At 62.7% G+C, this 22,041-nt stretch carries 19 protein-coding genes and 4 tRNA genes; 9 read left to right on the forward strand and 14 right to left on the reverse strand.

Going from position 1 to position 22,041, the window contains the following annotated elements:
* Positions 1-161 precede the first annotated feature (161 nt).
* Both PDMSB3_RS14555 and gloB read right to left on the reverse strand, forming a co-directional pair.
* Entirely contained in the window at positions 162-1,856 is a 1,695-nt protein-coding gene (locus tag PDMSB3_RS14555; protein ID WP_007181011.1) for a transglycosylase SLT domain-containing protein, read from the reverse strand.
* A 156-nt stretch (positions 1,857-2,012) separates the two neighbouring features.
* Complete coding sequence (gene gloB, locus PDMSB3_RS14560; protein WP_007181010.1) at positions 2,013-2,804, reverse strand: hydroxyacylglutathione hydrolase; 792 nt, start codon at positions 2,802-2,804, stop codon at positions 2,013-2,015.
* A gap of 19 nt (positions 2,805-2,823) precedes the next feature.
* Here gloB and PDMSB3_RS14565 point away from each other — a divergent pair, with 19 nt between their 5' ends.
* From PDMSB3_RS14565 to PDMSB3_RS14585, 5 genes are all read left to right on the forward strand, one after another.
* Positions 2,824-3,690 carry a class I SAM-dependent methyltransferase gene (locus PDMSB3_RS14565; protein WP_007181009.1) on the forward strand — a complete coding sequence of 289 codons (867 nt, stop codon included), beginning with the start codon at positions 2,824-2,826 and terminating at the stop codon, positions 3,688-3,690.
* Positions 3,687-4,133, forward strand: coding sequence for a ribonuclease HI (gene rnhA / locus PDMSB3_RS14570; RefSeq protein ID WP_007181008.1), 447 nt, complete (start codon positions 3,687-3,689; stop codon positions 4,131-4,133). The genes PDMSB3_RS14565 and rnhA overlap by 4 nt, the downstream gene beginning before the upstream one ends.
* A 77-nt stretch (positions 4,134-4,210) precedes the next feature.
* A complete protein-coding gene (gene dnaQ, locus PDMSB3_RS14575) occupies positions 4,211-4,945 on the forward strand; it encodes a DNA polymerase III subunit epsilon (RefSeq protein WP_007181007.1) in 735 nt (244 codons plus the stop codon).
* Between the two features lie 48 nt (positions 4,946-4,993).
* Positions 4,994-5,068, forward strand: a tRNA-Val gene (locus tag PDMSB3_RS14580).
* Positions 5,069-5,651: 583 nt separating this feature from the next.
* Positions 5,652-7,529, forward strand: coding sequence for an ABC transporter ATP-binding protein (locus PDMSB3_RS14585; RefSeq protein ID WP_165186721.1), 1,878 nt, complete (start codon positions 5,652-5,654; stop codon positions 7,527-7,529).
* Between the two features lie 142 nt (positions 7,530-7,671).
* Here the strand turns inward: PDMSB3_RS14585 and PDMSB3_RS14590 are convergent, their stop codons facing one another.
* From PDMSB3_RS14590 to PDMSB3_RS14600, 3 genes are all read right to left on the reverse strand, one after another.
* A complete protein-coding gene (locus tag PDMSB3_RS14590; RefSeq protein ID WP_007181004.1) occupies positions 7,672-8,136 on the reverse strand; it encodes a DUF2214 family protein in 465 nt (154 codons plus the stop codon).
* A gap of 151 nt (positions 8,137-8,287) precedes the next feature.
* On the reverse strand, positions 8,288-9,142 hold the full coding sequence (locus PDMSB3_RS14595) for a hypothetical protein (protein WP_007181003.1): 855 nt from the start codon (positions 9,140-9,142) through the stop codon (positions 8,288-8,290).
* A 257-nt stretch (positions 9,143-9,399) separates the two neighbouring features.
* Entirely contained in the window at positions 9,400-10,464 is a 1,065-nt protein-coding gene (locus PDMSB3_RS14600; RefSeq protein WP_007181002.1) for a glycosyltransferase family 4 protein, read from the reverse strand.
* 656 nt (positions 10,465-11,120) lie between these two features.
* Here PDMSB3_RS14600 and PDMSB3_RS14605 point away from each other — a divergent pair.
* On the forward strand, positions 11,121-12,992 hold the full coding sequence (locus tag PDMSB3_RS14605; RefSeq protein ID WP_007181001.1) for an ABC transporter ATP-binding protein: 1,872 nt from the start codon (positions 11,121-11,123) through the stop codon (positions 12,990-12,992).
* A gap of 104 nt (positions 12,993-13,096) precedes the next feature.
* Here the strand turns inward: PDMSB3_RS14605 and otsA are convergent, their stop codons facing one another.
* Together otsA and otsB are read right to left on the reverse strand one after the other, a co-directional pair.
* The gene (gene otsA, locus PDMSB3_RS14610; RefSeq protein WP_007181000.1) at positions 13,097-14,557 is read right to left on the reverse strand and encodes an alpha,alpha-trehalose-phosphate synthase (UDP-forming); all 1,461 of its coding nucleotides are present in this window, start codon (positions 14,555-14,557) and stop codon (positions 13,097-13,099) included.
* A 55-nt stretch (positions 14,558-14,612) separates the two neighbouring features.
* Positions 14,613-15,362: a trehalose-phosphatase gene (otsB, locus tag PDMSB3_RS14615; RefSeq protein ID WP_035518528.1), complete on the reverse strand. Its 750-nt coding sequence runs from the start codon at positions 15,360-15,362 to the stop codon at positions 14,613-14,615.
* A 473-nt stretch (positions 15,363-15,835) separates the two neighbouring features.
* Between otsB and PDMSB3_RS14620 the strand changes: the two genes are divergently transcribed.
* From PDMSB3_RS14620 to PDMSB3_RS14630, 3 genes are read left to right on the forward strand one after another with little or no spacing between them, the layout of a single operon-like run.
* Complete coding sequence (locus tag PDMSB3_RS14620; protein ID WP_035517963.1) at positions 15,836-16,405, forward strand: SCO family protein; 570 nt, start codon at positions 15,836-15,838, stop codon at positions 16,403-16,405.
* A gap of 18 nt (positions 16,406-16,423) precedes the next feature.
* A complete protein-coding gene (locus PDMSB3_RS14625) occupies positions 16,424-16,885 on the forward strand; it encodes a copper chaperone PCu(A)C (protein ID WP_165186723.1) in 462 nt (153 codons plus the stop codon).
* 9 nt (positions 16,886-16,894) lie between these two features.
* Entirely contained in the window at positions 16,895-17,779 is an 885-nt protein-coding gene (locus PDMSB3_RS14630; protein ID WP_007180996.1) for a cytochrome c oxidase assembly protein, read from the forward strand.
* 77 nt (positions 17,780-17,856) lie between these two features.
* Here the strand turns inward: PDMSB3_RS14630 and PDMSB3_RS14635 are convergent, their stop codons facing one another.
* From PDMSB3_RS14635 to pgsA, 7 genes are all read right to left on the reverse strand, one after another.
* Entirely contained in the window at positions 17,857-18,357 is a 501-nt protein-coding gene (locus PDMSB3_RS14635; RefSeq protein ID WP_007180995.1) for a GNAT family N-acetyltransferase, read from the reverse strand.
* Positions 18,358-18,453: 96 nt separating this feature from the next.
* On the reverse strand, positions 18,454-19,212 hold the full coding sequence (locus tag PDMSB3_RS14640) for a TraB/GumN family protein (protein WP_007180994.1): 759 nt from the start codon (positions 19,210-19,212) through the stop codon (positions 18,454-18,456).
* Positions 19,213-19,498: 286 nt separating this feature from the next.
* The gene (locus tag PDMSB3_RS14645; protein WP_007180993.1) at positions 19,499-20,233 is read right to left on the reverse strand and encodes a hypothetical protein; all 735 of its coding nucleotides are present in this window, start codon (positions 20,231-20,233) and stop codon (positions 19,499-19,501) included.
* A 503-nt stretch (positions 20,234-20,736) separates the two neighbouring features.
* A tRNA-Cys gene (locus tag PDMSB3_RS14650) sits at positions 20,737-20,810 on the reverse strand.
* 105 nt (positions 20,811-20,915) lie between these two features.
* Positions 20,916-20,991 (reverse strand) — tRNA-Gly (locus PDMSB3_RS14655).
* A gap of 64 nt (positions 20,992-21,055) precedes the next feature.
* Positions 21,056-21,131 (reverse strand) — tRNA-Gly (locus PDMSB3_RS14660).
* Between the two features lie 217 nt (positions 21,132-21,348).
* On the reverse strand, positions 21,349-21,942 hold the full coding sequence (gene pgsA, locus PDMSB3_RS14665; protein ID WP_007180992.1) for a CDP-diacylglycerol--glycerol-3-phosphate 3-phosphatidyltransferase: 594 nt from the start codon (positions 21,940-21,942) through the stop codon (positions 21,349-21,351).
* Positions 21,943-22,041: the final 99 nt, after the last annotated feature.

Here is a 22,041-nt window from a genome sequence, read left to right on the forward strand (position 1 = left end):
AGATAAAGGAAAAGCGCCGGCTTTACCTGAAATGCTCTGCACAATGAAAAACGCCGTCACCACGGGTGACGGCGTCGGAAAAAACACGGTACGTGATCGGAGCGCGATTCATGCGCCGCCCCACAACGCATGTGGCCACTACCGTGTGAGCCGCTGTTGGTCTACTTACCCTTCTTTGCGTTGGCCGCAGTCTTCGGGCGGTTCTCTACCGCAGCCTTCGGCGCCTTGCTGGACGTGGAAGCCGATACCTTGGTCACTTTGCCCTTGCTGGCGCTCGACGCTGTCGGCTTGCTGAGTTTGCCTACCGGCTCGGAGACCTTCACCACGGCTGACCGGCCACGACCCTTTCGTTTATCGTAGCGCGAATCGCTTCTCGTGTCCGCGATGCGGGTGCCGATCTTCTCCACACCGCCGCCCTGCACGTCCGTCGCGATGCGCTCAGGACCAGGCTCGCTCGGCATGGCCTTGCCGACCGGCACGTGCAGCACGATCACCTGGCCGCGCGAAACGCTGTCCCGATGGGTGCGGTTCCATGCCTTCAACTGACCGATCGACACGCCGTAACGCACGGCAATGGCGGCCAGAGTCTGATTGCGGCGCACGCGAATCAGCATCTTGCGGGTATCGGGAACGTCGGGCTCCATCGCCAGCACGGCGCTTTCAGCCACGTCGGCGCTGATGTCTTCGTCGTCGTCCGAACCGCGCGGCACCACGATCGTGGAGCCGGGTTTCAAACGCATGCCGACCGGAATCTTGTTCACTTCCATCAGCGTGTCGGCGTCGACCCCGATCTTCTGCGCGATCGCCGCCGGCGCTGCGCGCTCGGTGACCGTGTACGTGGTCCACGACGACAGCGAGCCGGAGTACGTCTTCAGATTGCGCTCGAACGCGCTGGCGTTGTCGAACGGCAGCAGGATCTGCGGCTGCGTGGCGCCGAGAATAACCGGCTTTCTGAACGACGGGTTCAGCGAGCGGAACTCGTCGGTGGAGAGATTCGCGAGCTTGGCCGCCATGTCCACGTCGATATCGTGCGAGGTGGTCACCGTCACGAAATACGGGTGGTTCGGAATGGACGGCAGCGCGAGCCCGTACATTTGCGGGTTCATCACGATGTTCTTCACCGCCTGCAGCTTGGGCACGTAGTTGCGTGTCTCGTTCGGCATGCGCAGGCTCAGGTAGTCGGTGGGCAGGCCCGCCGCCTCGTTGCGTGCAATCGCGCGCTGCACGTTACCCTCGCCCCAGTTGTACGCCGCGAGTGCCAGCTGCCAGTCGCCGAACATGTCATGCAGACGCGACAGATAGTCGAGCGCGGCGCTGGTCGACGCCAGCACGTCGCGGCGCTCGTCCTGCCACATGTTCTGCTTGAGATTGTAGGTACGGCCCGTGCCCGGCATGAACTGCCACATGCCGGCCGCCTTCGCTACCGACAAAGCCTGCGGGCTGTACGCCGATTCGATGAACGGCAGCAAGGCTAGCTCGGTCGGCATATGGCGCGCCTCGAGCTCTTCGACGATGTGGTACAGATACTTCTGCGAGCGCTCGGTCATGCGCTGCACGTAATCGGGACGCTGCGCATACCAGTTGACCTGCATGTCGACGAGGTCGGTTTGCAGATCCGGCATCTGAAAACCACGGCGAATACGGCCCCAAAGATCGGCGTCGGCGCTCGTCAACTGCGAGACGGAGCCCTGGTCGACGTTGATCGTCTCTTTGGCGGTGGCGCTCTTGCGAAGGGCGTCAGCTACGGCTTGCTGACTGGCGGGGTTGGTTGCGGTGGAAAGGCTGCTCGTCGTTGGTCCCTGACTCGCGCAGGCGGCGAGCGTCAGGACCAGCAACGCACTGAAGATAAATCGCATGAACGTCTCGGCTTCCACAAGGGCTGGAATTTGCAGCCGATAGTACGAAACGGCAACGTTTACGTCAATCGGAAAATTACGAAAAAATCAAGTAAATCTTGGGCTTGGCGAATTTTCCCGATTCTTCGCGTGAGGAATACCCTGATCTGGACCGGGTCAACGGAAGCGGTTTTTCCATTCGCGCATCAACGTAAAGGCCGTCAATCGATCGGGCACTTTTTCGTGCAGTTGCTCCTGCAGAGTTGCCTGCACCGCCGGATTGCCGGCGCGCAAAAACGGATTCACCGCGCGTTCGTGGGCGATCGTGGTGGGCAGCGTCGGCACCCCGCGCGCGCGCAATTCGCCAGCTTTATCCCGCCAGGCTTGCAGTTCGGCGTTGGCCGGCTCGCAGGCGAGCGCGAAGCGGATATTCGAAAGCGTGTACTCGTGCGCGCAATGAACCTCGGTCGCGCCGGGCAGCGCGGCGAGCGCGTCCAGCGAGGCGAGCATCTGCTTCGGCGTGCCTTCGAACAGCCGGCCGCAACCGCAGGCGAACAGCGTGTCGCCGCAAAACACGTGCGGCGTGCCGCGCGGGTCGGCCGCCTGGAAATACGCAATGTGGCCGCTCGTGTGGCCGGGCACGTCGAGCACGCTCAATTCGAGCGCGGGGGCCACGATCGACACGTGATCGCCATTTTTCAGACGGTGCGTGAGATGCTCGATCGCCTCGCCAGCGGGGCCGTAGACGGGCACGGCCTGGCCATTCAGCAGATCGGCCACCCCGCCGACGTGGTCTTGATGATGGTGCGTGAGTAAAATAGCGCTCAGCCGCCAACCCCGTTTCGCCAGATAAGCTTGCACGGGGGCGGCCTCACCCGGATCGACGACAACTGCAGAGTGTCCGTCGGAAACGACCCAGATGTAATTGTCATCAAACGCCGGGACCGGTACGTACTCGAGCGCATTCATAGGCGACGTATTCTCTGATATGACTGATCGAGCGATTATAGACTGGCCTGCCTGGACCGATTCGCCGCCTGGCCGCTACGTGCTCGAGTGGGAACAGACCCAGCTCGACCGCGTGGTGTCGGACGTGTTCGGTTACCATGCGCTGCAACTCGGCCTGCCGCAGCTCGACGCCTTGCGTGAAAACCGCATGCCGTGCCGCGGGCTCGTGCTCGACGCCGCGAGCGGTGCGAGCGCGCCTTACGCATTTCCGCGCGGCGCGGGGCACGCCGGCGGCAATGGCGCCCGCAACGGTTCGAACAACGGCGCAGCACAAGGCGGGCTTGCCGGCCTGCCCGCGCCGGCCGGGCGCAGTGCCGTGTGGTGCGACCTGCTGGACTTGCCGTTCGAAGCACAAAGCGTCGATCTGATCGTGATGCCGCATACGCTGGAGTTCACGAGCGATCCTCACCGTCTTCTGCGTGAAGCCGAGCGCGTGCTGATGCCCGAAGGCCAGTTGATCATTCTCGGCTTCAACTCGCTGTCGCTTTGGGGCGCGCGGCAGTCGGTCGGCAAGATGACCGGCCGGCCGTTCGTGCCGGCGGCGGTCGACCTGATCGCCTTCACGCGCCTGAAAGACTGGATCAAACTGTTGGGCTTCGACCTTGAACGCGGGCGCTTCGGCTGCTATCGTCCGCCGCTCGGCAGCGAACAATGGCTGTCGCGCTACGGTTTCATGGAAGCCGCCGGCGACCGCTGGTGGCCGATTTTCGGCGCCACCTACATGATCAAGGCGATCAAGCGCGTGCGCGGCATGCGCCTCGTCGGCCCGCTGAAAGTGAAGAAACCCGTCCTCGCCGCGGGCCTCGCGCCCGCCGCCACACCGAATACACGCAACCACACTCAATGACTTCCGATCTCATCGATATTTATACCGACGGCGCCTGCAAGGGCAACCCGGGCCCCGGCGGCTGGGGCGCGTTGCTGCGCTTCGGCGACCAGGAAAAAGAACTGTTCGGCGGCGAAGCCAATACCACCAACAACCGCATGGAATTGATGGGCGTGATCGCCGCGCTCGAAGCATTGAAGCGGCCCTGCAAGGCGGTCGTGCACACCGACTCGCAATACGTGCAGAAAGGCATCAGCGAGTGGATCCACGGCTGGAAAAAGAAAGGCTGGATCACCGCCGCGAAGCAGCCGGTGAAGAACGCCGATTTATGGAAGCGGCTCGATGCGCTCGTCGCGCAACACGAGATCGAATGGCGCTGGGTGCGCGGGCACAATGGGCACCCGGAAAATGAGCGCGCCGATCAACTGGCCAATCGCGGCGTCGCGTCGCTGGCGCAGCTCTGACTCCCGCTGCGACGCCGCACCGTCTCGCTGCGCGCGCCATTTTTTTGCTACAAATTTCTGAGGCAGGCTAATCCGACATGCGTCAACTCATCCTCGATACCGAAACCACCGGCCTGAATGCCCGCACCGGCGACCGGATCCTCGAACTCGGCTGTGTCGAACTGGTAAACCGCCGGCTCACCGGCAACAACCTGCACTTCTACATCAACCCGGAACGCGACAGCGATCCGGGCGCACTGGCCGTACACGGCCTGACCACTGAATTCCTGAGCGACAAGCCGAAGTTCGGCGAGATCGCCGATCAGTTCCGCGATTTCATTCAGGGCGCGGACCTGATCATTCACAACGCACCGTTCGATATCGGCTTTCTGGACGTCGAATTCGCGTTGCTAGGCTTGCCGCCGGTGAGCACTTACTGCGGCGAAATCATCGATACGCTGGCGCGTGCCAAGCAAATGTTCCCCGGCAAGCGCAATTCACTCGACGCGCTGTGCGATCGTTTCGGTATCAGCAACGCGCACCGCACGCTGCACGGCGCGCTGCTCGACTCGGAACTGCTCGCCGAAGTCTATCTGGCAATGACGCGCGGCCAGGAAAGCCTCGTCATCGACATGCTCGGCGAATCGCACGCCGGCGGCGATGCGCGCGCACCGCGTGTCGCGATCGATTCGCTGGATCTGGTCGTAATCGCCGCCAGCGACGACGAATTTGCCGCGCACCAAGCCGTGCTCGACGGTCTCGACAAAGCGATCAAGGGCACGAGCGTGTGGCGCCTCGAACCGGCACCGGCCGCGGATGAGCAGACCGCTTAAAAAGTGCTGGACGAGCATAAAAATCCCTGACATAATTCGGCTCTCTTCGGGTGGTTAGCTCAGCGGTAGAGCACTGCCTTCACACGGCAGGGGTCACTGGTTCGATCCCAGTACTACCCACCAGAATTTTGGTGTGTCGATCACCGAAGACAAAAGGGCTTACGCAGAAATGCGTAAGCCCTTTTTCATTTGCTGTTGTGACCTGTTGCGTGACCTGTTACCGCGCGCCGAAAACCGTACGGAATGCCAGGTAGATTGCGGTTATCCGCCGCGGAGCGCCCAAGTGCTCGCTTCGTTCCAGATGATTCGCGCCGAACAGTTCGATGCATCGTCATGCGCGCAGGCGTCGGGCTTTGTCGTCAACACCGAATCTCCGTACGTTTGCGGGCACCAAATACTGCTGATATAGTTGCTGCTCGGGCATTCGCCCCGTCCTTTTTCTTCACCTCATTCGACCATAGGGAGGCGTCACATGTTTGCAATGCGTATCGCCGCCCCTGGCATGGTCTCGCGAGCGTTGTCGCGACCTTAAGCTGTTCAGGTCGCCCATTCGCTGCTCACGCGGTTCCGCCTGAAAAGGCGCTCCGCGCAATTCCCAGACAGTCCGCAGTTCTATCGCCAATGCATTTCGGCGCGTTCTGACTGTCTCGTCCTTTCGCTTCTGACTGGAACCTCGGTGCGCTCCTGCGCCACCGGGTCGTGGCAAATGACCAGAAAAAAACTCGACTTTCGCGGACAGGCCTTCAAGGACGTCCTCGGCTTTACCTTCCATCACTGGGCGCAGCAGCCCTGGCGCATCGTCGTCATCACGGCGCTGGTGCTGCTCTCCGCATTGGCCGACGTGCTCACGCCAATGTTCGCGGGACACCTTGTCGACGCCATCGCGTCCGGCGCGGCCAGCAACGCCATTGCCTGGCGCGCGGCGGTGACGGCTTTCTGCGTGCTGGGCGCGCTCGGGCTCGGCGCCACGCTGCTGCGGCAAGGCGTGTACTTCAACATCATCCGGCTCACGCTCAAGATGATGAGCGAAATCGCCGCGAATGCGTTTCATCGCGTCCAGCGTTTTTCGACCGACTGGCACGCCAACAGCTTCGCCGGCTCCACGGTGCGCAAGATCACGCGCGGCATGTGGGCGCTCGACCTGCTCAACGACACGCTGCTGATCGCGCTGTTCCCGTCGCTTGTCATGCTGGTCGGCGCCACGGTCCTGCTCGGCTGGCGCTGGCCGATGATGGGCGCGGTCGTCGGCATCGGCTCATTGCTCTATATCGCGGTAACGGTGGCGATGTCGCTCGGTTTCGTCGCGCCGGCCGCGCGGCTCGCGAATGCGTGGGACACGCGCATGGGCGGCGCGCTCGCCGACGCGGTCAGTTGCAACGGCGTGGTCAAGGCGTTCGGCGCGGAAGATCGCGAAGAAGCGCTGCTGGCGCGCGTGATCGGCAAGTGGGGGCACCGCACGCGCCGCACGTGGATGCGCGGCACGATCAACGGCGGCGTCCAGGGCGGCATGCTGGTAGCGATCCAGGCCGCGATTCTCGGCGCGGCGCTGCTGTTGTGGGCGCGCGGCGAGGCGAGCGTCGGCGACATCACGTTCGCGCTGACCATGTTCTTCATGCTGCAAGGCTATCTGCGCGACGTGGGCATGCATATCCGCAACCTGCAACGCTCGGTCAACGACATGGAGGAACTCGTGTCGCTGGAAAGCCAGCCGCTCGGCATCGAGGACCAACCCAGCGCGGGCCCGATCGCGATCGGCAAAGGCGAGATCCGCTTCGAGCACGTCACCTTCCATTACGGGGCGAATGGCCAGCCGCTCTACGACAACTTCTCCGTGCGCATTGCGCCGGGCGAGCGCGTCGGACTGGTCGGGCATTCGGGTTCCGGGAAGACCACGTTCATCAAGCTGATCCAGCGGCTCTATGACATTTCGGAAGGCCGGATCACGATCGACGGTCAGGACATCGCCAAGGTGCGGCAGGCGTCGTTGCGCAGCCAGATCGCGATCGTTCAGCAGGAGCCGGTGCTGTTTCACCGCTCGCTCGCCGAAAACATCGCGTATGCGCGGCCCGGCGCGAGCCGCGCCGAGATCGAGCGCGCCGCGAAGCTTGCGAGCGCGCACGATTTCATCGCGGCGCTGCCCAATGGCTACGACACGCTGGTCGGTGAACGCGGCGTCAAGCTGTCGGGCGGCGAACGTCAGCGCGTCGCCATCGCGCGGGCATTTCTCGCCGACGCGCCAATCCTGATTCTGGACGAAGCGACGTCGAGTCTCGACAGCGAAAGCGAAGTGCTGATCCAGCAGGCCATGGAACGGCTGATGATGGGCCGCACCACGCTGGTGGTCGCGCACCGTCTTTCCACCGTGCGTGCACTGGACCGGTTACTGGTGCTGGATAAAGGCAAGGTGATCGAGGAAGGCAGCCATGAGGCGTTGATCAGACTCGAGAACGGCCTCTACCGGCGATTGTTCGAGCGTCAGGCACTGGAGCTGATCAAGGGGCTGGGCGAGCCGGAACTTGCAAATCAGACCGCACGGCTGAGCGCGAACCGTACGGATGATTCCAGCTTGCTGGTCGGGAAGTAAATGACGCCGGGTGTGCGGGACGTCGGATGGAAACCGCCGGTATGCGCCGGCGGTTTCTGGCGGCGTCCCGTCACAAACTTTTCAAGCCGTCGATAAAAGGAACGGACGCGCCGCGCCGTCCAAACGCTCACGGACTCCCCCGCTACACCACACCCGCAGGCAGTCCGACTCCGCGTGCCATCCCGGTGGCGGCAAACACTATCAGGACCATCAATATCGTCTGGATCACGCTGAAGCGCGCATAGGAACGCGCCTTGTGCAGATCGGGCGCGGCGCCTTTCCTGATCGCGGCCCGCCAGCGCATCAACGCGAGCATCGACGGAACCTCGAGGATGATAATGACCACCAGCAGCGTCATCTTGAGATGAAACAACGGCTCGTGAAGGTAGTAGTCGGCGCCCTTTTCGAAGCCGCCGAAAGCGCGCATCAGCCCGGTGACGATCAGCACCAGCGCCGAGATGCCCCACCCCGTATCCGCGCGGAAAACGGATCGCAGCGCGGCGGGCACAGTGGCGCGGCGTAGTGCCCACGTGCGCCGCAGAATCGACGCGAGCGCGAAGCCATAGGCAAGCAGATGGATGGCGGCAAGCAACCAGCGAACCAGCATGGCGACTCCTGCAAAGGACGCAATACGATCGTTGTAGGTCTCACTCGCCCGCGCTGAAGCAACGGGCGCCATGACTTCATTATCGACTACCGTTCAATTTACAACGCCTGCTTCGGCCACGGGGTGTGGCCAACTGCACAAACCGGCAGATTCAGACCTGCTGCAACGACGTGTCAAGCGCGCGGGCGGCGACCCGATCGCCTTCGGTCGTCAGCGCCGTGCGGAATACGGTTTGCCGGTTGTGACCCGCCGCGGCCGGCGAATCCCACAGCAACTCGATTTTCGGACGGCGGCCGAAGGCGCCGCGCGCCAGCGAAGGCGCGGCTGCCGTCCCTACCGACGCGCCGGGGCCACCCGCCTCGCCCACGGCACCGAACGCCACTGCCGGCGTGGGTGTCGGCGTCGGGCGCGCGCCTTGAGCTACGGCCCAGCGCACGGACAATTCGCGCGCGTCGTACTGCCCCACTTTGCGGCGCTCCGCCCACACGATCACCGTTCGCGTGACCGGATCGAGCGAGACCGCATAGCGGCCGATCGCAAAGCGGCGTGCGGCGATATTGGTCCGCCACAGCGCGCGCGGCCGGCAGATCCACAATACAGCCGCATACAGCGCCGGCGCAACCAGCAGCCAGCCATTGGAAGCCGCCACCGCATTGGCGGCGCGGCGCCAGCCGGCGCTCGCCGTGAACGCGCCGACCGACCACACCGCAAACAGGAAGCCGAGGAAAGCGAACAGACGCAATGCTTGCCGCAGCCATTGCGGCAGCGGATGAAACGGACGCTCGGCCACGGCACGCGCGCCCGGCAGGAAAATCAGAAGGAACAGAAAGACGAGGTTGATGCACGCCCACGGCGAAGACACCATAGCCAGCAGCGATGCGCCCGCATCCATCTGCGCCATCGAAAATAGCCAGCGAGCGAGGAGCACGAGACCGATGGCGCGCAACGCGAAAATCGTTCCGGCGCCGGGCGCCGCGTTCGCACGCGTCTCTTTCGTTCTCGCCAAGGCATCCTCCTGTCGTCGGCGGCGCCGCAGCCAAATTTGCGGCACGGCCATTATAGGGATATTACGGAGAGGGACTCATTCTTACCGGTCGAAACTCAGCAGTTTCGTCCGTTCATTGGGGAAAACGCAGCGCGCTTGCAACAACGCCCCGTGGGCGGATAGCACACGGGGCGTTGCTGTGGTGGCTGGCGGAACGCCGCGAAGCGCTCCTTGAACCGGATTCGACTCTTTATCTGTAGCGCATTGGCCTGCGTTGATCAGCCTGCGTTGACTTCGCGCAGCACCGTGCGATGCTTCTGACGCAGCAGTTCTTCATACGTGGCGACGTAGTTCCGCGCCATGACCTTCGACGAGAAGCGCGACTCGAACGCCTTGCGCACGTTGGCGCGCGGCAGCGTGTGCAAACGCTTCAATGCGGCGACCGCGCTGATTTCGTCTTCGACGACAAAGCCCGACACGCCGTTTTCGATCACTTCCGGCACTGAACCGCGGTTGAACGCGATCACGGGCGTACCGCACGCCATCGCTTCGATCATCACCAGACCGAAGGGCTCCGGCCAGTCGATCGGGAACACCAGTGCATGCGCGTTGCCGAGGAACTCACGCTTTTCGGCTTCGCCGATTTCGCCGATGTACTCGACGTGCGGGAGCGCCATCAACGGCTTGATCACTTCTTCGTAATAGGCGCGGTCGGCCTTGTCGATCTTGGCGGCGACCTTGAGCTTCATGCCTGCCTGGCCGGCGATGCGGATCGCGCGGTCGAGACCCTTCTCCGGCGAGACGCGGCCGAGGAAAGCGAGGTAGCCCGGCTCGACGTCCTTGATCGGCGTGAGCACGTTTTCCGGCAGGCCGTGATAGACGGTTTGCAGCCAGTTCGCCTGTTGCAGCGGAATGCGCTGGTTGTCCGAAATCGACACCACCGGCACGTCGCTGAACGTATTGAAAATCGGCTGCAGTTCTGGCAGGTCGAGACGGCCGTGCAGCGTGGTGAGGAACGGCACAGGCTGGCGGGCGAACAGCGAGAACGGGTAGTAGTCGATATGGAAATGCAGCACGTCGAATTCGTCAGCGCGGCGGCGCACTTCTTCGAGCAGCAGCATGTGCGGCGCCATCACGTCGCGGATGGTCGGGTCGAGGCGCAGCGCCTGCGGCCAGAAAGCTTCGAGTTTTGCCGAGGTTTGCGAATCGCCGCTCGCAAAGAGCGTGACGTCGTGGCCCTGCTCGACCAGAGCTTCGGTCAGATAGGACACCACACGTTCCGTACCGCCATACAGCTTGGGAGGAACCGCCTCGTGCAACGGAGCGATTTGAGCGATTCGCATAATGAAGAACTCCTCGTAAAAAATCAGGCAAAGGTACTGCGTTTGGTAAAAGCGACTCGCTTGCTCGCCAGGGCAGTCTGGCCGGACTTGCCGGCGCGGGCCTGATTCTTTCGAGAAATCCTGCGATGGATCGCTTGGGTCGTGAGCCCAGACCGGCGGTCACCGTCTGCGCATGTGCCGGTAAACGCACACATGACACCTACGTTGACAAACTGTCAGAAATTTCGGTGGGCCTACAGAGCATGCATTATCGGTGCCGGGATTCTCGCTGCACCACAACATTTCAAAGTCTTTACGTTGTTACAAAGGCGAAACACTTTGCAAACCCTTGTTTTCTAAGACAGTTCTACAGTGGCAACTGGCCTGCGGCCCGCAACCGCCAACATGGCGCCGTAAGCGCCCGCGTCAACTTTGCCGGCAAGCGTTGAAGAAATGCCGCATCGCAGTTGAATGCAATTTGTAATTATATCCTGAAATGGTTGCGCGACCTGCGTCAACCTGACCCGCTGGCGGCCCGGGCAACAGCAGGTCGCGGACATCTATCGCGAAATCAGTCGCGCCAAGGCCCGGATACACAGGGCGCAATCGCTTTTGCATGTTTACAATGCGAAGCATCGGCTTCGCGGCGAACCTTTTTCACGTGGCCCGCGCTTTGCATGCACAACCCCAAACACATCGACCTTCACGATCAATTGGAACATTTAACCGTCGCCCAGCGTAATGCCCAGGACGCAAAGCTCGCGAGCTATGCGCACCGGCCGCTCGCGTTTCTTTTCCGCTTTATCCGCCGCCATCCGCTCGCGCACGCGATCGTCCTGTGCAGCGTATTCGCGGCCGTGGGCTGTGCGCTCGCTTCTCAATATGCGATCAAGCATCTGATCGACGTGCTCGGCGAAGGCCGGCATCATCCCGGTCCGCTGTGGGGCGCGTTCGCCATCCTCGTCGCCCTGATCGCCGCCGACAACCTGCTGTGGCGTGTCGGCGGCTGGGTGGCCGCGCATACGTTCGTGGCCGTGACCGGCGACCTGCGGCGCGACCTGTTCCAGTATTTGAGCGGACATTCGCCGACCTATTACTCCGAGAAGCAGCCTGGCATGCTCGCGAGCCGGATCACGGCCACCTCGAACGCGGTCTACACGGCGGAGAACACCACCGCCTGGAACGTGCTGCCGCCGTGCATCGCGGTGCTCGGCGCGATCGTCATGATCATTGCGGTGAATCCGCTGATGGCCGGCGGCCTGATGCTGTGCTCGGCGATTCTGTCGGTCGTGCTGTACAAGCTGGCCGGCCGCGGCTCGGCGCGTCATCACCATTTCGCCACCCGGGCCGCTTCCGTGGACGGCGAGCTGGTCGACGTGATCAGCAACATGGGCCTCGTGCGCGCGTTCGGCATGACGTTTCGCGAGCAGCAGCGGTTCGGCGCCACGGTCAAGGCCGAGATGGACGCGCGCCAGCAAAGCCTGCTGTATCTGGAAAAGCTGCGCCTGCTGCATGCCGTGATCACCGCGCTGCTGTCGGCGGGCTTGCTGGGCTGGGCGCTGTGGCTGTGGGATCAGGGCAAGGCGACCTCGGGCGACATCGTGCTCGTCAGCTCGCTCGGCTTCACGATCCTGCACGGCACGCGCGATCTGGCCGTGGCGCTCGTCGACGTCACGCAGCACGTGGCGCGGCTCGCGGAAGCCGTGCGTACGCTGCTCGAGCCGCACGGCATGCCGGACCGCGACGATGCGACCGAACTCGTGCCGCAGGGCGGCCGCATCGATTTCGAAAGCGTGACGTTCGCCTATCCGCGCCGCCGCCCGATTCTCGATCATTTCGACCTGCATATCGAACCGGGCCAGCGGGTCGGCCTGATCGGCAAGTCGGGCGCGGGCAAATCCACGGTGCTCGCCCTGCTGCAGCGTTTCTACGAGACGCAGGGCGGCGCGATCAGGATCGACGGCCAGGACATCGGCAGGGTCACGCAGGACAGCCTGCGCCACGCGATCGCCGTGGTGCCGCAGGACATCTCGCTGTTCCATCGCACGGTGTACGAGAACATCGCCTATGGGCGCCCGGAGGCGACCCGCGAAGAGGTGCTCGCAGCCGCACGCGAGGCGCGTTGCGCGGATTTCATCGAGGCCATGCCGGAAGGCTACGACACGATCGTCGGCGATCGCGGCGTGAAGCTGTCCGGCGGACAACGTCAGCGGATCGCAATTGCCCGCGCCATCCTGAAGAACGCGCCGATCCTGCTGCTCGACGAAGCGACCTCGGCACTCGACAGCGCGTCGGAAGAAGCCATTCAGAAGGCGCTCGACCGGCTGATGGTCGGCCGCACGGTGGTCGCGATTGCGCACCGTCTGTCGACGCTGAACAACTTCGACCGGATCATCGTGATGAGCGCCGGCAAGGTGATCGATGACGGCAGCCCGGAAGAGCTGCGCCAGCGCCCGGGCCTGTACCGCGATCTGCTCTCCAAGCAGTATGGCAAGGGCACGACGCTGCATATCGGCGGCAAGAAGGTCGACGAACAGCACGTGGTCTGAGCCCGCGCGGGAGGCAGCGAGCCGCTTCTCGACACCAAAGGAAAAGCCGCTTCGAAAGCGGCTTTTCTGTTTTTTACACGTCATGCCCGTCGGCCGGTATGGACCTACCCGGCCTGCGTTTCGCGCGCCGCCTTTTTCCCCGACACTGCGCGCGCCTTCCCATTTCGGGTGCTCTTTGCACCAGCGACGCCCTGCAGATCGCGCATGAAGTTATCGCGCCACACCGACACATTGTTCTCGCGCAACTGCACCATCATGTCGCGATGACGCGCCTGACGCTCCGCGAGCGGCATGTCGAGCGCCCTCGCGAGCGCCTCGGCCATGCCGTCGATGTCGACCGGATTGACGATCAGCGCGCCGTCCAGTTCCTGCGCGGCGCCGGCAAAACGTGACAGCACGAGCACGCCGGGGTTCTCCGGGTCTTGCGCCGATACGTACTCCTTGGCGACGAGGTTCATGCCGTCACGCAACGGCGTGACATAGCCGACATGCGCGGTGCGGAACAGCGCGGCCAGCACCGAGCGCTCGTATTGCTTGTGGATGTAGAGAATCGGTGTCCAGTCCAGTTCGGCGAAGCGCCCGTTGATGCGCCCCGACTCCCCTTCGAGCTGCAAGCGGATGTCCTGGTAGGCGTGCATGTCGGCGCGCGTCGGCGGCGCGATCTGCAGGAACGACACCTTGTTGCGTTGCGCGGTGGAATGTTCGAGCAGACGCTCGAAGGCGCGAAAACGTTCGACCAGTCCCTTCGAATAATCGAGCCGGTCCACGCTCATGATCAGCTTGCGCGAGTGCAGCGTCGCCTTCATCGTGCGCACCGGTTTGCCGCGCTCGCCCGCTTTTGCGAGTTCGGCGATCTCGTCCGGATAGACGCCGATCGGATAAGCCGCCGCGCGCAGCGTGCGGCCAAACGCGTGGATCGTCAGCGGACCGCTTGCCGATGCGTCGACCGTGCCGTTCGCCTCATTGACGATGTAGTCGCAGAACGCGCGCAAATCCGGCGCCGTCTGGAAACCGAGCAGATCGAACGAACACAGCGCTTCGACGAGTTCGCGATGCGGCGGCACCGCCAGCAGCACCTGCGAAGCCGGAAACGGAATGTGCAGGAAAAAGCCGATGCGATTTTTCACGCCCGCCGCGCGCAGCGCCTGCGCAAACGGAATCAGGTGATAGTCGTGGACCCAGATCACGTCGTCTTCGCGCAGCAACGGCACGAGTTGTTGCGCGAGCCAGCCATTGACGCGCCAGTAGCCCTCGAAGTCGTGCCGGTCGTATTGCAGCAGGTCGGCGCGATAGTGGAACGCGGGCCACAGCGTCGCGTTCGAGAAGCCACGGTAGTACTGATCGTAATCGCGGCGCATCAGCGCGATCGTCGCAAAGGTCACCGGGCCGCGCTCTTCGACCTTGATCTGCGGCTGGCCCGAACTGAGCACGTCGCCGCTCCAGCCGAACCACATGCCGCCGGTTTCCTTCAGCGCGTCGTACACGCCGACCGCCAGACCACCCGCCGCCGGGCCGCCCTCCGAGATCGGCGCAACCCGATTCGATACGATGATCAGTCGGCCCATGAAGCGCGATTCCCGAGGCAGTAGGTTGTTTGCTTTGAGCGATGCGGCATGGCCATCATGCCGTGCGCGCGGCCGCGACGATCGATGCCAGCCAGTCGAGCAGCGCCGGAACCGAGTCGATGCGCGTTCGCGCCATCGTCTCGCCCGGGCCGACCTTGATCGACAGCCCGCCGCGTTCGTTGACGACCGCGAAGCCTTTCTCGTCGGTCAGATCGTCGCCGGCAAAGATCGGCTGGCGGCCGACGAAAGGCGGCTCGTCGAGAAAGGCGCGCAGCGCGCGGCCCTTGTCGACATCTTTCGGTTTGATTTCGTAGACCATCTTGCCCGGCTGCAGCACGTACGAGCCGGCGTAATCGGCGACCAGCCGGCCGGTCGCCTCGCGCGCCACCGGCTCGCGGTCCGGCGCATTCCGGTAGTGCAGCGCCACGGCCGCGCCCTTGATCTCGAGCAGCATGCCTGGGTTTTCGTTGACTACCTGCGCAAGCACCTGCTCCATGCGCAGGAGCCGCTCGTCATGAAAGCCAATGCGTTGCGTGTCGCCGTTCGCGTCGCGCCGCTCGGCGCCGTGCAGACCGGCAATCGGCAAATCGGGCATGCCCAGAAAACCGTCGATGCTGTCGATACCCCGGCCCGACACAACCGCGACCGCACCGTTCGTCAGGTTGCGCAACTCGTTCAGCAAGTCGATTACGCGAGGTTGCACCAGCACGCCGTCCGGCGTGGAAGCGAGTTCGACGAGCGTGCCGTCGAAATCGAAGAAAAATGCCGTCTCGCCTGGAGACAGAACAGCCGGGAGTGCTTGCATCAGTTGATTATGCCTTTCAGCCTCTTGCGGCCGGAAAAGTGTGCGCATCTTACCGCGCATCCATCAATTTTTCGAGAAAGTAAGGCTGGACACAAGCCCAGCCGGGCGCCACCCGGGAGCACCGCCGGCGATTGCGTTCAAAAAGACAACAATCCGGCTTCATGCAGCTTTCAGCCGCCTGCGTCAAATTGCCCCGCAAAACGCGCGCCCGTGGGCGCTGCGCGACGTCGTGAGCGATTTTGCGCTACAGTCGCAGCCACGCAGATCATTGCTGTTACGACCATATTTGCACACTATGACGGCCCGCGCGTTACGCGCAAATCGAGCCGCGCCACTCACGGTCCCACGGGCGCCGCAATTCAATCGAGTAACTGAACCCTGCTTTGTTCCCGATCTTCTCATCCAGGTATTCGCCAACGCACCTCGCATCCTCACGCGGGCCGTGGTCCGCGCGCCTGTTTGCATTGACGGTCATGCTGGGCGCGCTCGCGGCGCTTGCCGGCTGCACGCATCGCCAGGAAACGTGGCAGTTGACCAATGTGACCGGCCACCTGCCGGATCTCGATTTCACGCTGACCGGCGACGACGGCCGCGCCGTCAACGCCGATTCGTTCAAGGGCCGCACGTCACTCGTCTATTTCGGCTACACGCATTGCCCGGATGTCTGTCCTGAAACGATGGGCCGGTTGATGCAGGTGCTCGGCAAGCTCGGCCCCGACGCGCAGAAGGTGCGCATCCTGTTCATCACTGTCGATCCCGCGCGCGACACGGCGCAAGCGTTGCATGACTACGTCGGCGCCTTCGACCCGCAACACGCAGAAGGGCTGACCGGTACCGACTGGCAGATCGAGTCGCTCGCCAAGCGCTACCGCGTCGCCTATCAGATGGAAAAACACGACCCCCACGGCAACTACGAGGTCACCCATAGTTCCGCCGTCTACGTGTTCGACAGCCAGGGCCGCGCGCGCCTGCTGGCCACCGACCACGACACGCCCGATGCGATCGCAGAAGACCTGCGCCGTATCATTGAAGACCGTTCCTGACCTTTCCCGAGTTCATTCATGTCGATCAAGATCAAAACGTTCGCTGCATTGAGTTGTGCCCTCGCCCTCTCGTTCGGTGTCGCATCGACCGTGCAAGCCGCGGGCGCCAACGCGGTCAGCGCAAAGGACGCGTGGGTGCGCTGGCTGCCCAACAACCTGCCCGCCGCCGGCTATGTGACGCTGGTCAACGCGAGCGACAAACCGGTCGAACTCGTCGACATCTCCAGCAACGACTATGGCGACGCGATGCTGCATCAGACCGTGTCGAACGGTTCGTCGCAAAAAATGGTGATGGTCGACAAGCTGACGGTGCCGGCGCACGGCCAGGTCGCCATCGCGCCCGGCGGCTACCACGTGATGCTCGAAGATGCGAAGCACAAGATCGCGCCGGGCGACACCGTGCATCTCACGCTCAAGTTCTCCGACGGCGAAACGCTCGATACGCCGTTCGCCGTCAAGTCGCCGGCGCAGACGAAGTAACCTGCCGCGATGAACCTGCTCTACTGGCTCGACCCCTGGGAGTTTTCGCCGACCGTCGTGATCGCCTTGCTGGTGCCGGCGATCCTCTTCGTGCGCGGTGCGCGCAAGGCGAAGGTATCGCTCGCGCGGCGTCTCTCTTTCTGGTTCGGGCTGGTGGCGTTGTATGTCGCGCTGCATACGCGTCTCGACTATTTCTTCGAGCATGAGTTTTTCATGCATCGCGCGCAGCACCTGGTGCTGCATCACCTCGGGCCGTTCTTTATCGCGCTGTCGTATCCGGGCGCCGCGTTGCGCGCGGGTATTCCGTTCAGTTGGCGGCAACGCTTCGTGCGGCCCGCACTCGAGACGCCGGTCGTGCGCAAGCTGCTCGACGTGGTGATGCATCCGGTGGTCGCGGTGACGTTGTTCGTCGGGCTGATCTACTTCTGGTTGATGTCGCCCATTCATTTCGTCGCGATGCTCGACTGGCGGCTGTATCGCGTGATGAACTGGAGCATGGTGATCGATGGCCTGCTGTTCTGGTGGCTCGTGCTCGATCCGCGTCCCGCGCCGCCGGCGCGTCTGTCGCCGGGCAAGCGCGTGCTGGTGGTGATCGCCGCGATTCCGCCGCAGATCATTCTCGGCGCCTTCATTTTCTTCACGCCGCACGAGTTGTATCCGATCTACTCGATCTGCGGCCGCGCATTTACGTGGTTGAGCCCGATGCGCGATCAGCAGATCGGCGGACTGTTGCTGTGGATTCCGGGTTCGATGATGAGCGTGATCGGCGCGCTATTGGCCTTGCGCCACTGGATGCGGCTGTCGGCACGCGGCCGCCTGCGCGGGGAACGGCACGCGAAAGCGGCACACGCAATCGCGAGCACCGCTTCGGCGCCTGCCGGCAATCACGGCTGATATCCCGTGGTTCGCAACGATCGACGATTGCGGCAAGCCCGGCGCGCCCGCGCCGAGGCCGGCGTTGTTTCGCCGCTTCAGGCCGAATGCATCCAGATGTGCGGGATGCCGTCTTCTTCATGGACTTCCGACACCGGCGCAAAGCCGAACGCACCGTAAAAGCCTTGCAGATGGGCCTGCGCATGCAAACGGATCGGCGTGCCAGGCCATTGCGCGCGAATGTGCGTAAGCGAGCGTTCGAGCATCGCATTGCCCAGACCGATGCCGCGGAACTCCGCGGTCGTAAGCACCCGGCCGATGCGAATGTCCGTGTCGTCCGCATCGGGCAGCAGCACGCGCAGATAACCCGCGAGCGGCGGCTGTTTTTCACCGGAATCGTGACCATAGGCCAGCAGATGCCACGCGCCCGTATCGAGCCCGTCGATATCGCCATACACACAGTTCTGCTCGACGACGAACACCGCGCTGCGCGCGCCCAGCATCGTATAGACCTCGAGGCTCGTGAGGTCGTCGAAGGATTTCCAGCGCCAATCGAGTTGTGCCAGCCGCGTGGCGGCGCTTTGCTGCGGTTCGGTCATGACAACGTTCTATAGAAAGGAGCGCACCGCACACACAGCGGTAATGCGAGATTATGCCGCACACGACCCGTTTCGGGCCGCGCGGCGACGCGCATGCTATGGGTTGACAAAGACCGGCTCGACGGGCCGCGCGAGACATTCGATCAGGTTGCCGGGCCCGCACAAATGCAGCGCGCCGACGACCACCAACGTGCGCTCCGGCCGTGTGAGCCACTCGGTCAGGCGCGCAGCCCATGCGCGGTTGCGCGCGTCGAGAATCGCGTGCCGGATGCCCGGCAGATTGAACATCGGCGACTCGACGGCAATGCGGTGCACGGCGGGCAGATCGCCTTCCAGCCAGGCCGCATGCATGCGCTCGAGCGTGCGCTGCGGTTCGTCGAGATCGGCCATCAGCAGGCCGAGTGCCGCGCCGAGCGCTTCGAGCGGGATCGAATCGAGCGCCACCGCCACCTCCTGTGCGGTCTCGAGATACCGATACGGTTTGGCCTGCGCAATCGCCGAGCGCAACATGCGCGGCTCGACACCTTCGACGACCTGCTGGAACAGCGTCGGCGCGACGATCAGCGCGGCCCACGGACGCAAATCGACAAGCGGTGCCAGCGGTCCATCAACAGGCCACGCGGCTTGAAGCTGCTGCCATGCGTCGGCGGATAGCAGCGCCTGCAACCGGGCGGCGCCGTCTTGCCCGGCGGCCTTCAGCAACGGGAGGATCGTCGGCGGATCGGACTCGAAGACCAGCGCTTCGGCCCAGTCATACGCTTCAGCGATCCACGGCGGCGTTCTGCGGTTCGTCGCGGGAAAGAGATGCATCGAGCCGAGCAGGCGAACTTGAGTGCCGGTGAGTTGTAGGTACATGCAACCTCGGAGTGGACAGACAGTGACGCAGAAAAGCAGGCGCGCTGCTCAATCGAACAACTGCGGTGTCGCGCGTGACGTGCGCGAGGCCACCATAGTCCCACCCGAGGCTGTGCGTCAACGCCACCTGCAGATGCGCTCAGGCGGCCGCAGCCAGCGCGCGGACAATGTTCCGCATGGACATTTCCAACCAGGGTTTGAATAAAAAATACAGCCCCAAACAACGAGGCTTTTCTGGCACAGAAAAATCCGCTGCCGGATAAATCGCATCTCGCATGCGAAGCGCTTATTCGGCGCTTCTTTTGAACGACTCCAATTCACTCGTATAACGCTCGTTTCGCACGCCATTGCTGGCGTAATACTCCTCCACCGATTTTACCCACCGGCCGATTTCCGGCACATACCAGATCGCTTTATAAGTACGCCCGGTCGCCTGAACAGGGCCGGTTTTCTGCGCATGAGTGACCATCGCGGTATCGCCCTGCTGGACCTGCACGGCCTGCGTAACGGTCTGCGTCGGTTCGAGTTGCGCGGTCCAGTTGCCTTCCGCTTCGACCTTGATCGCCTGGAATTTGCCCGCCGGCACCTCGACGGTTTCCGTATCCACAACCCGATATTGAGTGCTCCATTTTTCCGAAGCGTGCATCTTGTTCGGATGCTGTTCCGCGTAGTCGATGTTCCAGGTTTTGCCGGGCGATAGCGGAAACGCGAGCGGCCGGTTCACCACCACTTCCGTGCCATTCACACTGCGCTCGCGACTCCAGTCGGCGCCCGCGATCAACTCATTGGGCGCCTGAGTCGAGCCCACCGGCTTCGACGCGTAGTAAATGTGGGCCGACGTGGCGCGCAAGACGCTCACCTCGTCGTGGGTCTGGCGCCAGACTGAAGGCGCTTTCTCAAACGTGTTGACGTAAGTCCAGGTGTCCCCGGTCTTAAGGGCCGGAGGCGGCGCCGACTGAGCGATAGCCAGCATCGGCAAGCCGACGGTGAACAGCACGGCTGCAGTTATGATTTTTTTCATTGGTCGAGATGTAGTAGTTGTAGCGGGTGTTACCTTGCCCCGTACTTTCGCGCTGAAAAGGCACCGCCATTCATTGAATCAGATGGCTGCCACCTTTATAAATGCGCGAATTGGCTTTGGCTACTGTACATTATCGGCAATTACCGATGGCAATCAAAACCGCAGACTTGAGGTAATGGGCAATTGCCGGAACGGACATGAAAGACAATAAAATAAAAATGAAAGTGTTAGAGAATAGATTGGTAAACAACGCAGGATCTTATCCGTCGGCGCCGCGCTGCTTCTGACCCGATGAGGAAGAGGTTCGCCGGATGTGTTCGGGATCGGCCGCAAGCAAAAGAATGGGTATGTACCGAACACGCTGTTGATCGCGAGGGCCGGCCGGCGTGCAGATACGTCGCGTGTCTCGGCACAAGACCGCTACCGTATCCGCATCTGTGCAGTCGGAAAACGCACAAAAAAGAAAAGCCCCGACTGGCGGGGCTTTTCAATACATCAACTACTGGAGGCGCGAGCCGGAGTCGAACCGGCCTAAACGGCTTTGCAGGCCGCTGCATAACCGCTTTGCTATCGCGCCGCAAGCGGACTGGAACCTAGCAACAGATTCGCAGATTCTGTCTGGCGGGCAACCGGAAGGACCGGCCCACCAAACAAAAAGGGAAGCGCTGCTTCCCCTTATGTATGGAGCGGGAGACGAGGCTCGAACTCGCGACCTCAACCTTGGCAAGGTTGCGCTCTACCAACTGAGCTACTCCCGCATTGCACTGCTTCACAACGCCTTGCCTTTTTACTTCTTCGCCAAACAACGCGTTGCTTCAAATTTGGAGCGGGAGACGAGGCTCGAACTCGCGACCTCAACCTTGGCAAGGTTGCGCTCTACCAACTGAGCTACTCCCGCATTGTGCTGCTTTTGCCGTGCTATCTGCTGCCTTGTTACTGCAACTACACTCTTACTGCCACCGACGTCTCAAACTGCGTGCATCGGAGAAACGAGATTATGGAGAAACGACTGAAACGTGTCAACCCCTTTTGCCAATCTCTTTTACTGAACAGATTTCACTCATGCATCAGCGAAGTTCGGGCATGCAGCAGGCGTCTTCCACCGTGAACGCAAATCAGGCCGCACCGCTGCGTTCGCGAATCTGCGGCCATGCGAGCTTCATGTAGTAGAGCATCGACCAGATCGTCAGGAACGCGGCAAGATAGATGAGCCACAAGCCCCACACGCGCGTATCGAGCACCAGGCCGCCGCCGAACGGCAGCGGACCGTAGAACAGCAGCATGGGAATCGCGACCATCTGACAAACGGTCTTGAACTTGCCGAGTGAATTGACCGCAACACTCTTCGACGCGCCGATCTGCGCCATCCACTCACGCAGCGCCGAAATCGCGATCTCGCGCCCGACGATCACCAGCGCAATTGCCGAATCGATTCGTGCGAGTTGCACCAGCACCAGCAACGCGGCGGTCACCATCAGCTTGTCCGCGACCGGATCGAGGAACGCACCGAACGCCGAGGTCTGATTCCACTTGCGCGCCAGAAAACCGTCGAACCAGTCGGTCAACGCCGCGAGAATGAAAATCGTCGCGGCCGCCAGATTGCGGTGCGCGGGGCTCATCATCATGTCGGGCAAATAGAACACGCCGACGACCAGCGGAATCAGGACGATCCGCAGCCAGGTCAGGAAAATCGGGAAATTAAACGGCATGGGCAGGCGCAGCGTCTGACGAGTGAGATGCAATTGTGCCGTGTCACAGGGCCTGCCACAAGCAAAGCGGCGCGCGGACCCTCGTACGCACGCCGCTCG

The organism is Paraburkholderia dioscoreae (assembly GCF_902459535.1).
GTDB lineage: Bacteria > Pseudomonadota > Gammaproteobacteria > Burkholderiales > Burkholderiaceae > Paraburkholderia > Paraburkholderia dioscoreae.

Coding starts and splice junctions, on each gene's coding strand:
- PDMSB3_RS14555 (WP_007181011.1), bottom strand. CDS start 1,856: ATGCGATTTATCTTCAGTGCGTTGCTGGTCCTGACGCTCGCCGCCTGC.
- gloB (WP_007181010.1), bottom strand. CDS start 2,804: ATGAATGCGCTCGAGTACGTACCGGTCCCGGCGTTTGATGACAATTAC.
- PDMSB3_RS14565 (WP_007181009.1), top strand. CDS start 2,824: ATGACTGATCGAGCGATTATAGACTGGCCTGCCTGGACCGATTCGCCG.
- rnhA (WP_007181008.1), top strand. CDS start 3,687: ATGACTTCCGATCTCATCGATATTTATACCGACGGCGCCTGCAAGGGC.
- dnaQ (WP_007181007.1), top strand. CDS start 4,211: ATGCGTCAACTCATCCTCGATACCGAAACCACCGGCCTGAATGCCCGC.
- PDMSB3_RS14585 (WP_165186721.1), top strand. CDS start 5,652: ATGACCAGAAAAAAACTCGACTTTCGCGGACAGGCCTTCAAGGACGTC.
- PDMSB3_RS14590 (WP_007181004.1), bottom strand. CDS start 8,136: ATGCTGGTTCGCTGGTTGCTTGCCGCCATCCATCTGCTTGCCTATGGC.
- PDMSB3_RS14600 (WP_007181002.1), bottom strand. CDS start 10,464: ATGCGAATCGCTCAAATCGCTCCGTTGCACGAGGCGGTTCCTCCCAAG.
- PDMSB3_RS14605 (WP_007181001.1), top strand. CDS start 11,121: ATGCACAACCCCAAACACATCGACCTTCACGATCAATTGGAACATTTA.
- otsA (WP_007181000.1), bottom strand. CDS start 14,557: ATGGGCCGACTGATCATCGTATCGAATCGGGTTGCGCCGATCTCGGAG.
- otsB (WP_035518528.1), bottom strand. CDS start 15,362: ATGCAAGCACTCCCGGCTGTTCTGTCTCCAGGCGAGACGGCATTTTTC.
- PDMSB3_RS14620 (WP_035517963.1), top strand. CDS start 15,836: ATGCTGGGCGCGCTCGCGGCGCTTGCCGGCTGCACGCATCGCCAGGAA.
- PDMSB3_RS14625 (WP_165186723.1), top strand. CDS start 16,424: ATGTCGATCAAGATCAAAACGTTCGCTGCATTGAGTTGTGCCCTCGCC.
- PDMSB3_RS14630 (WP_007180996.1), top strand. CDS start 16,895: ATGAACCTGCTCTACTGGCTCGACCCCTGGGAGTTTTCGCCGACCGTC.
- PDMSB3_RS14635 (WP_007180995.1), bottom strand. CDS start 18,357: ATGACCGAACCGCAGCAAAGCGCCGCCACGCGGCTGGCACAACTCGAT.
- PDMSB3_RS14640 (WP_007180994.1), bottom strand. CDS start 19,212: ATGTACCTACAACTCACCGGCACTCAAGTTCGCCTGCTCGGCTCGATG.
- PDMSB3_RS14645 (WP_007180993.1), bottom strand. CDS start 20,233: ATGAAAAAAATCATAACTGCAGCCGTGCTGTTCACCGTCGGCTTGCCG.
- pgsA (WP_007180992.1), bottom strand. CDS start 21,942: ATGCCGTTTAATTTCCCGATTTTCCTGACCTGGCTGCGGATCGTCCTG.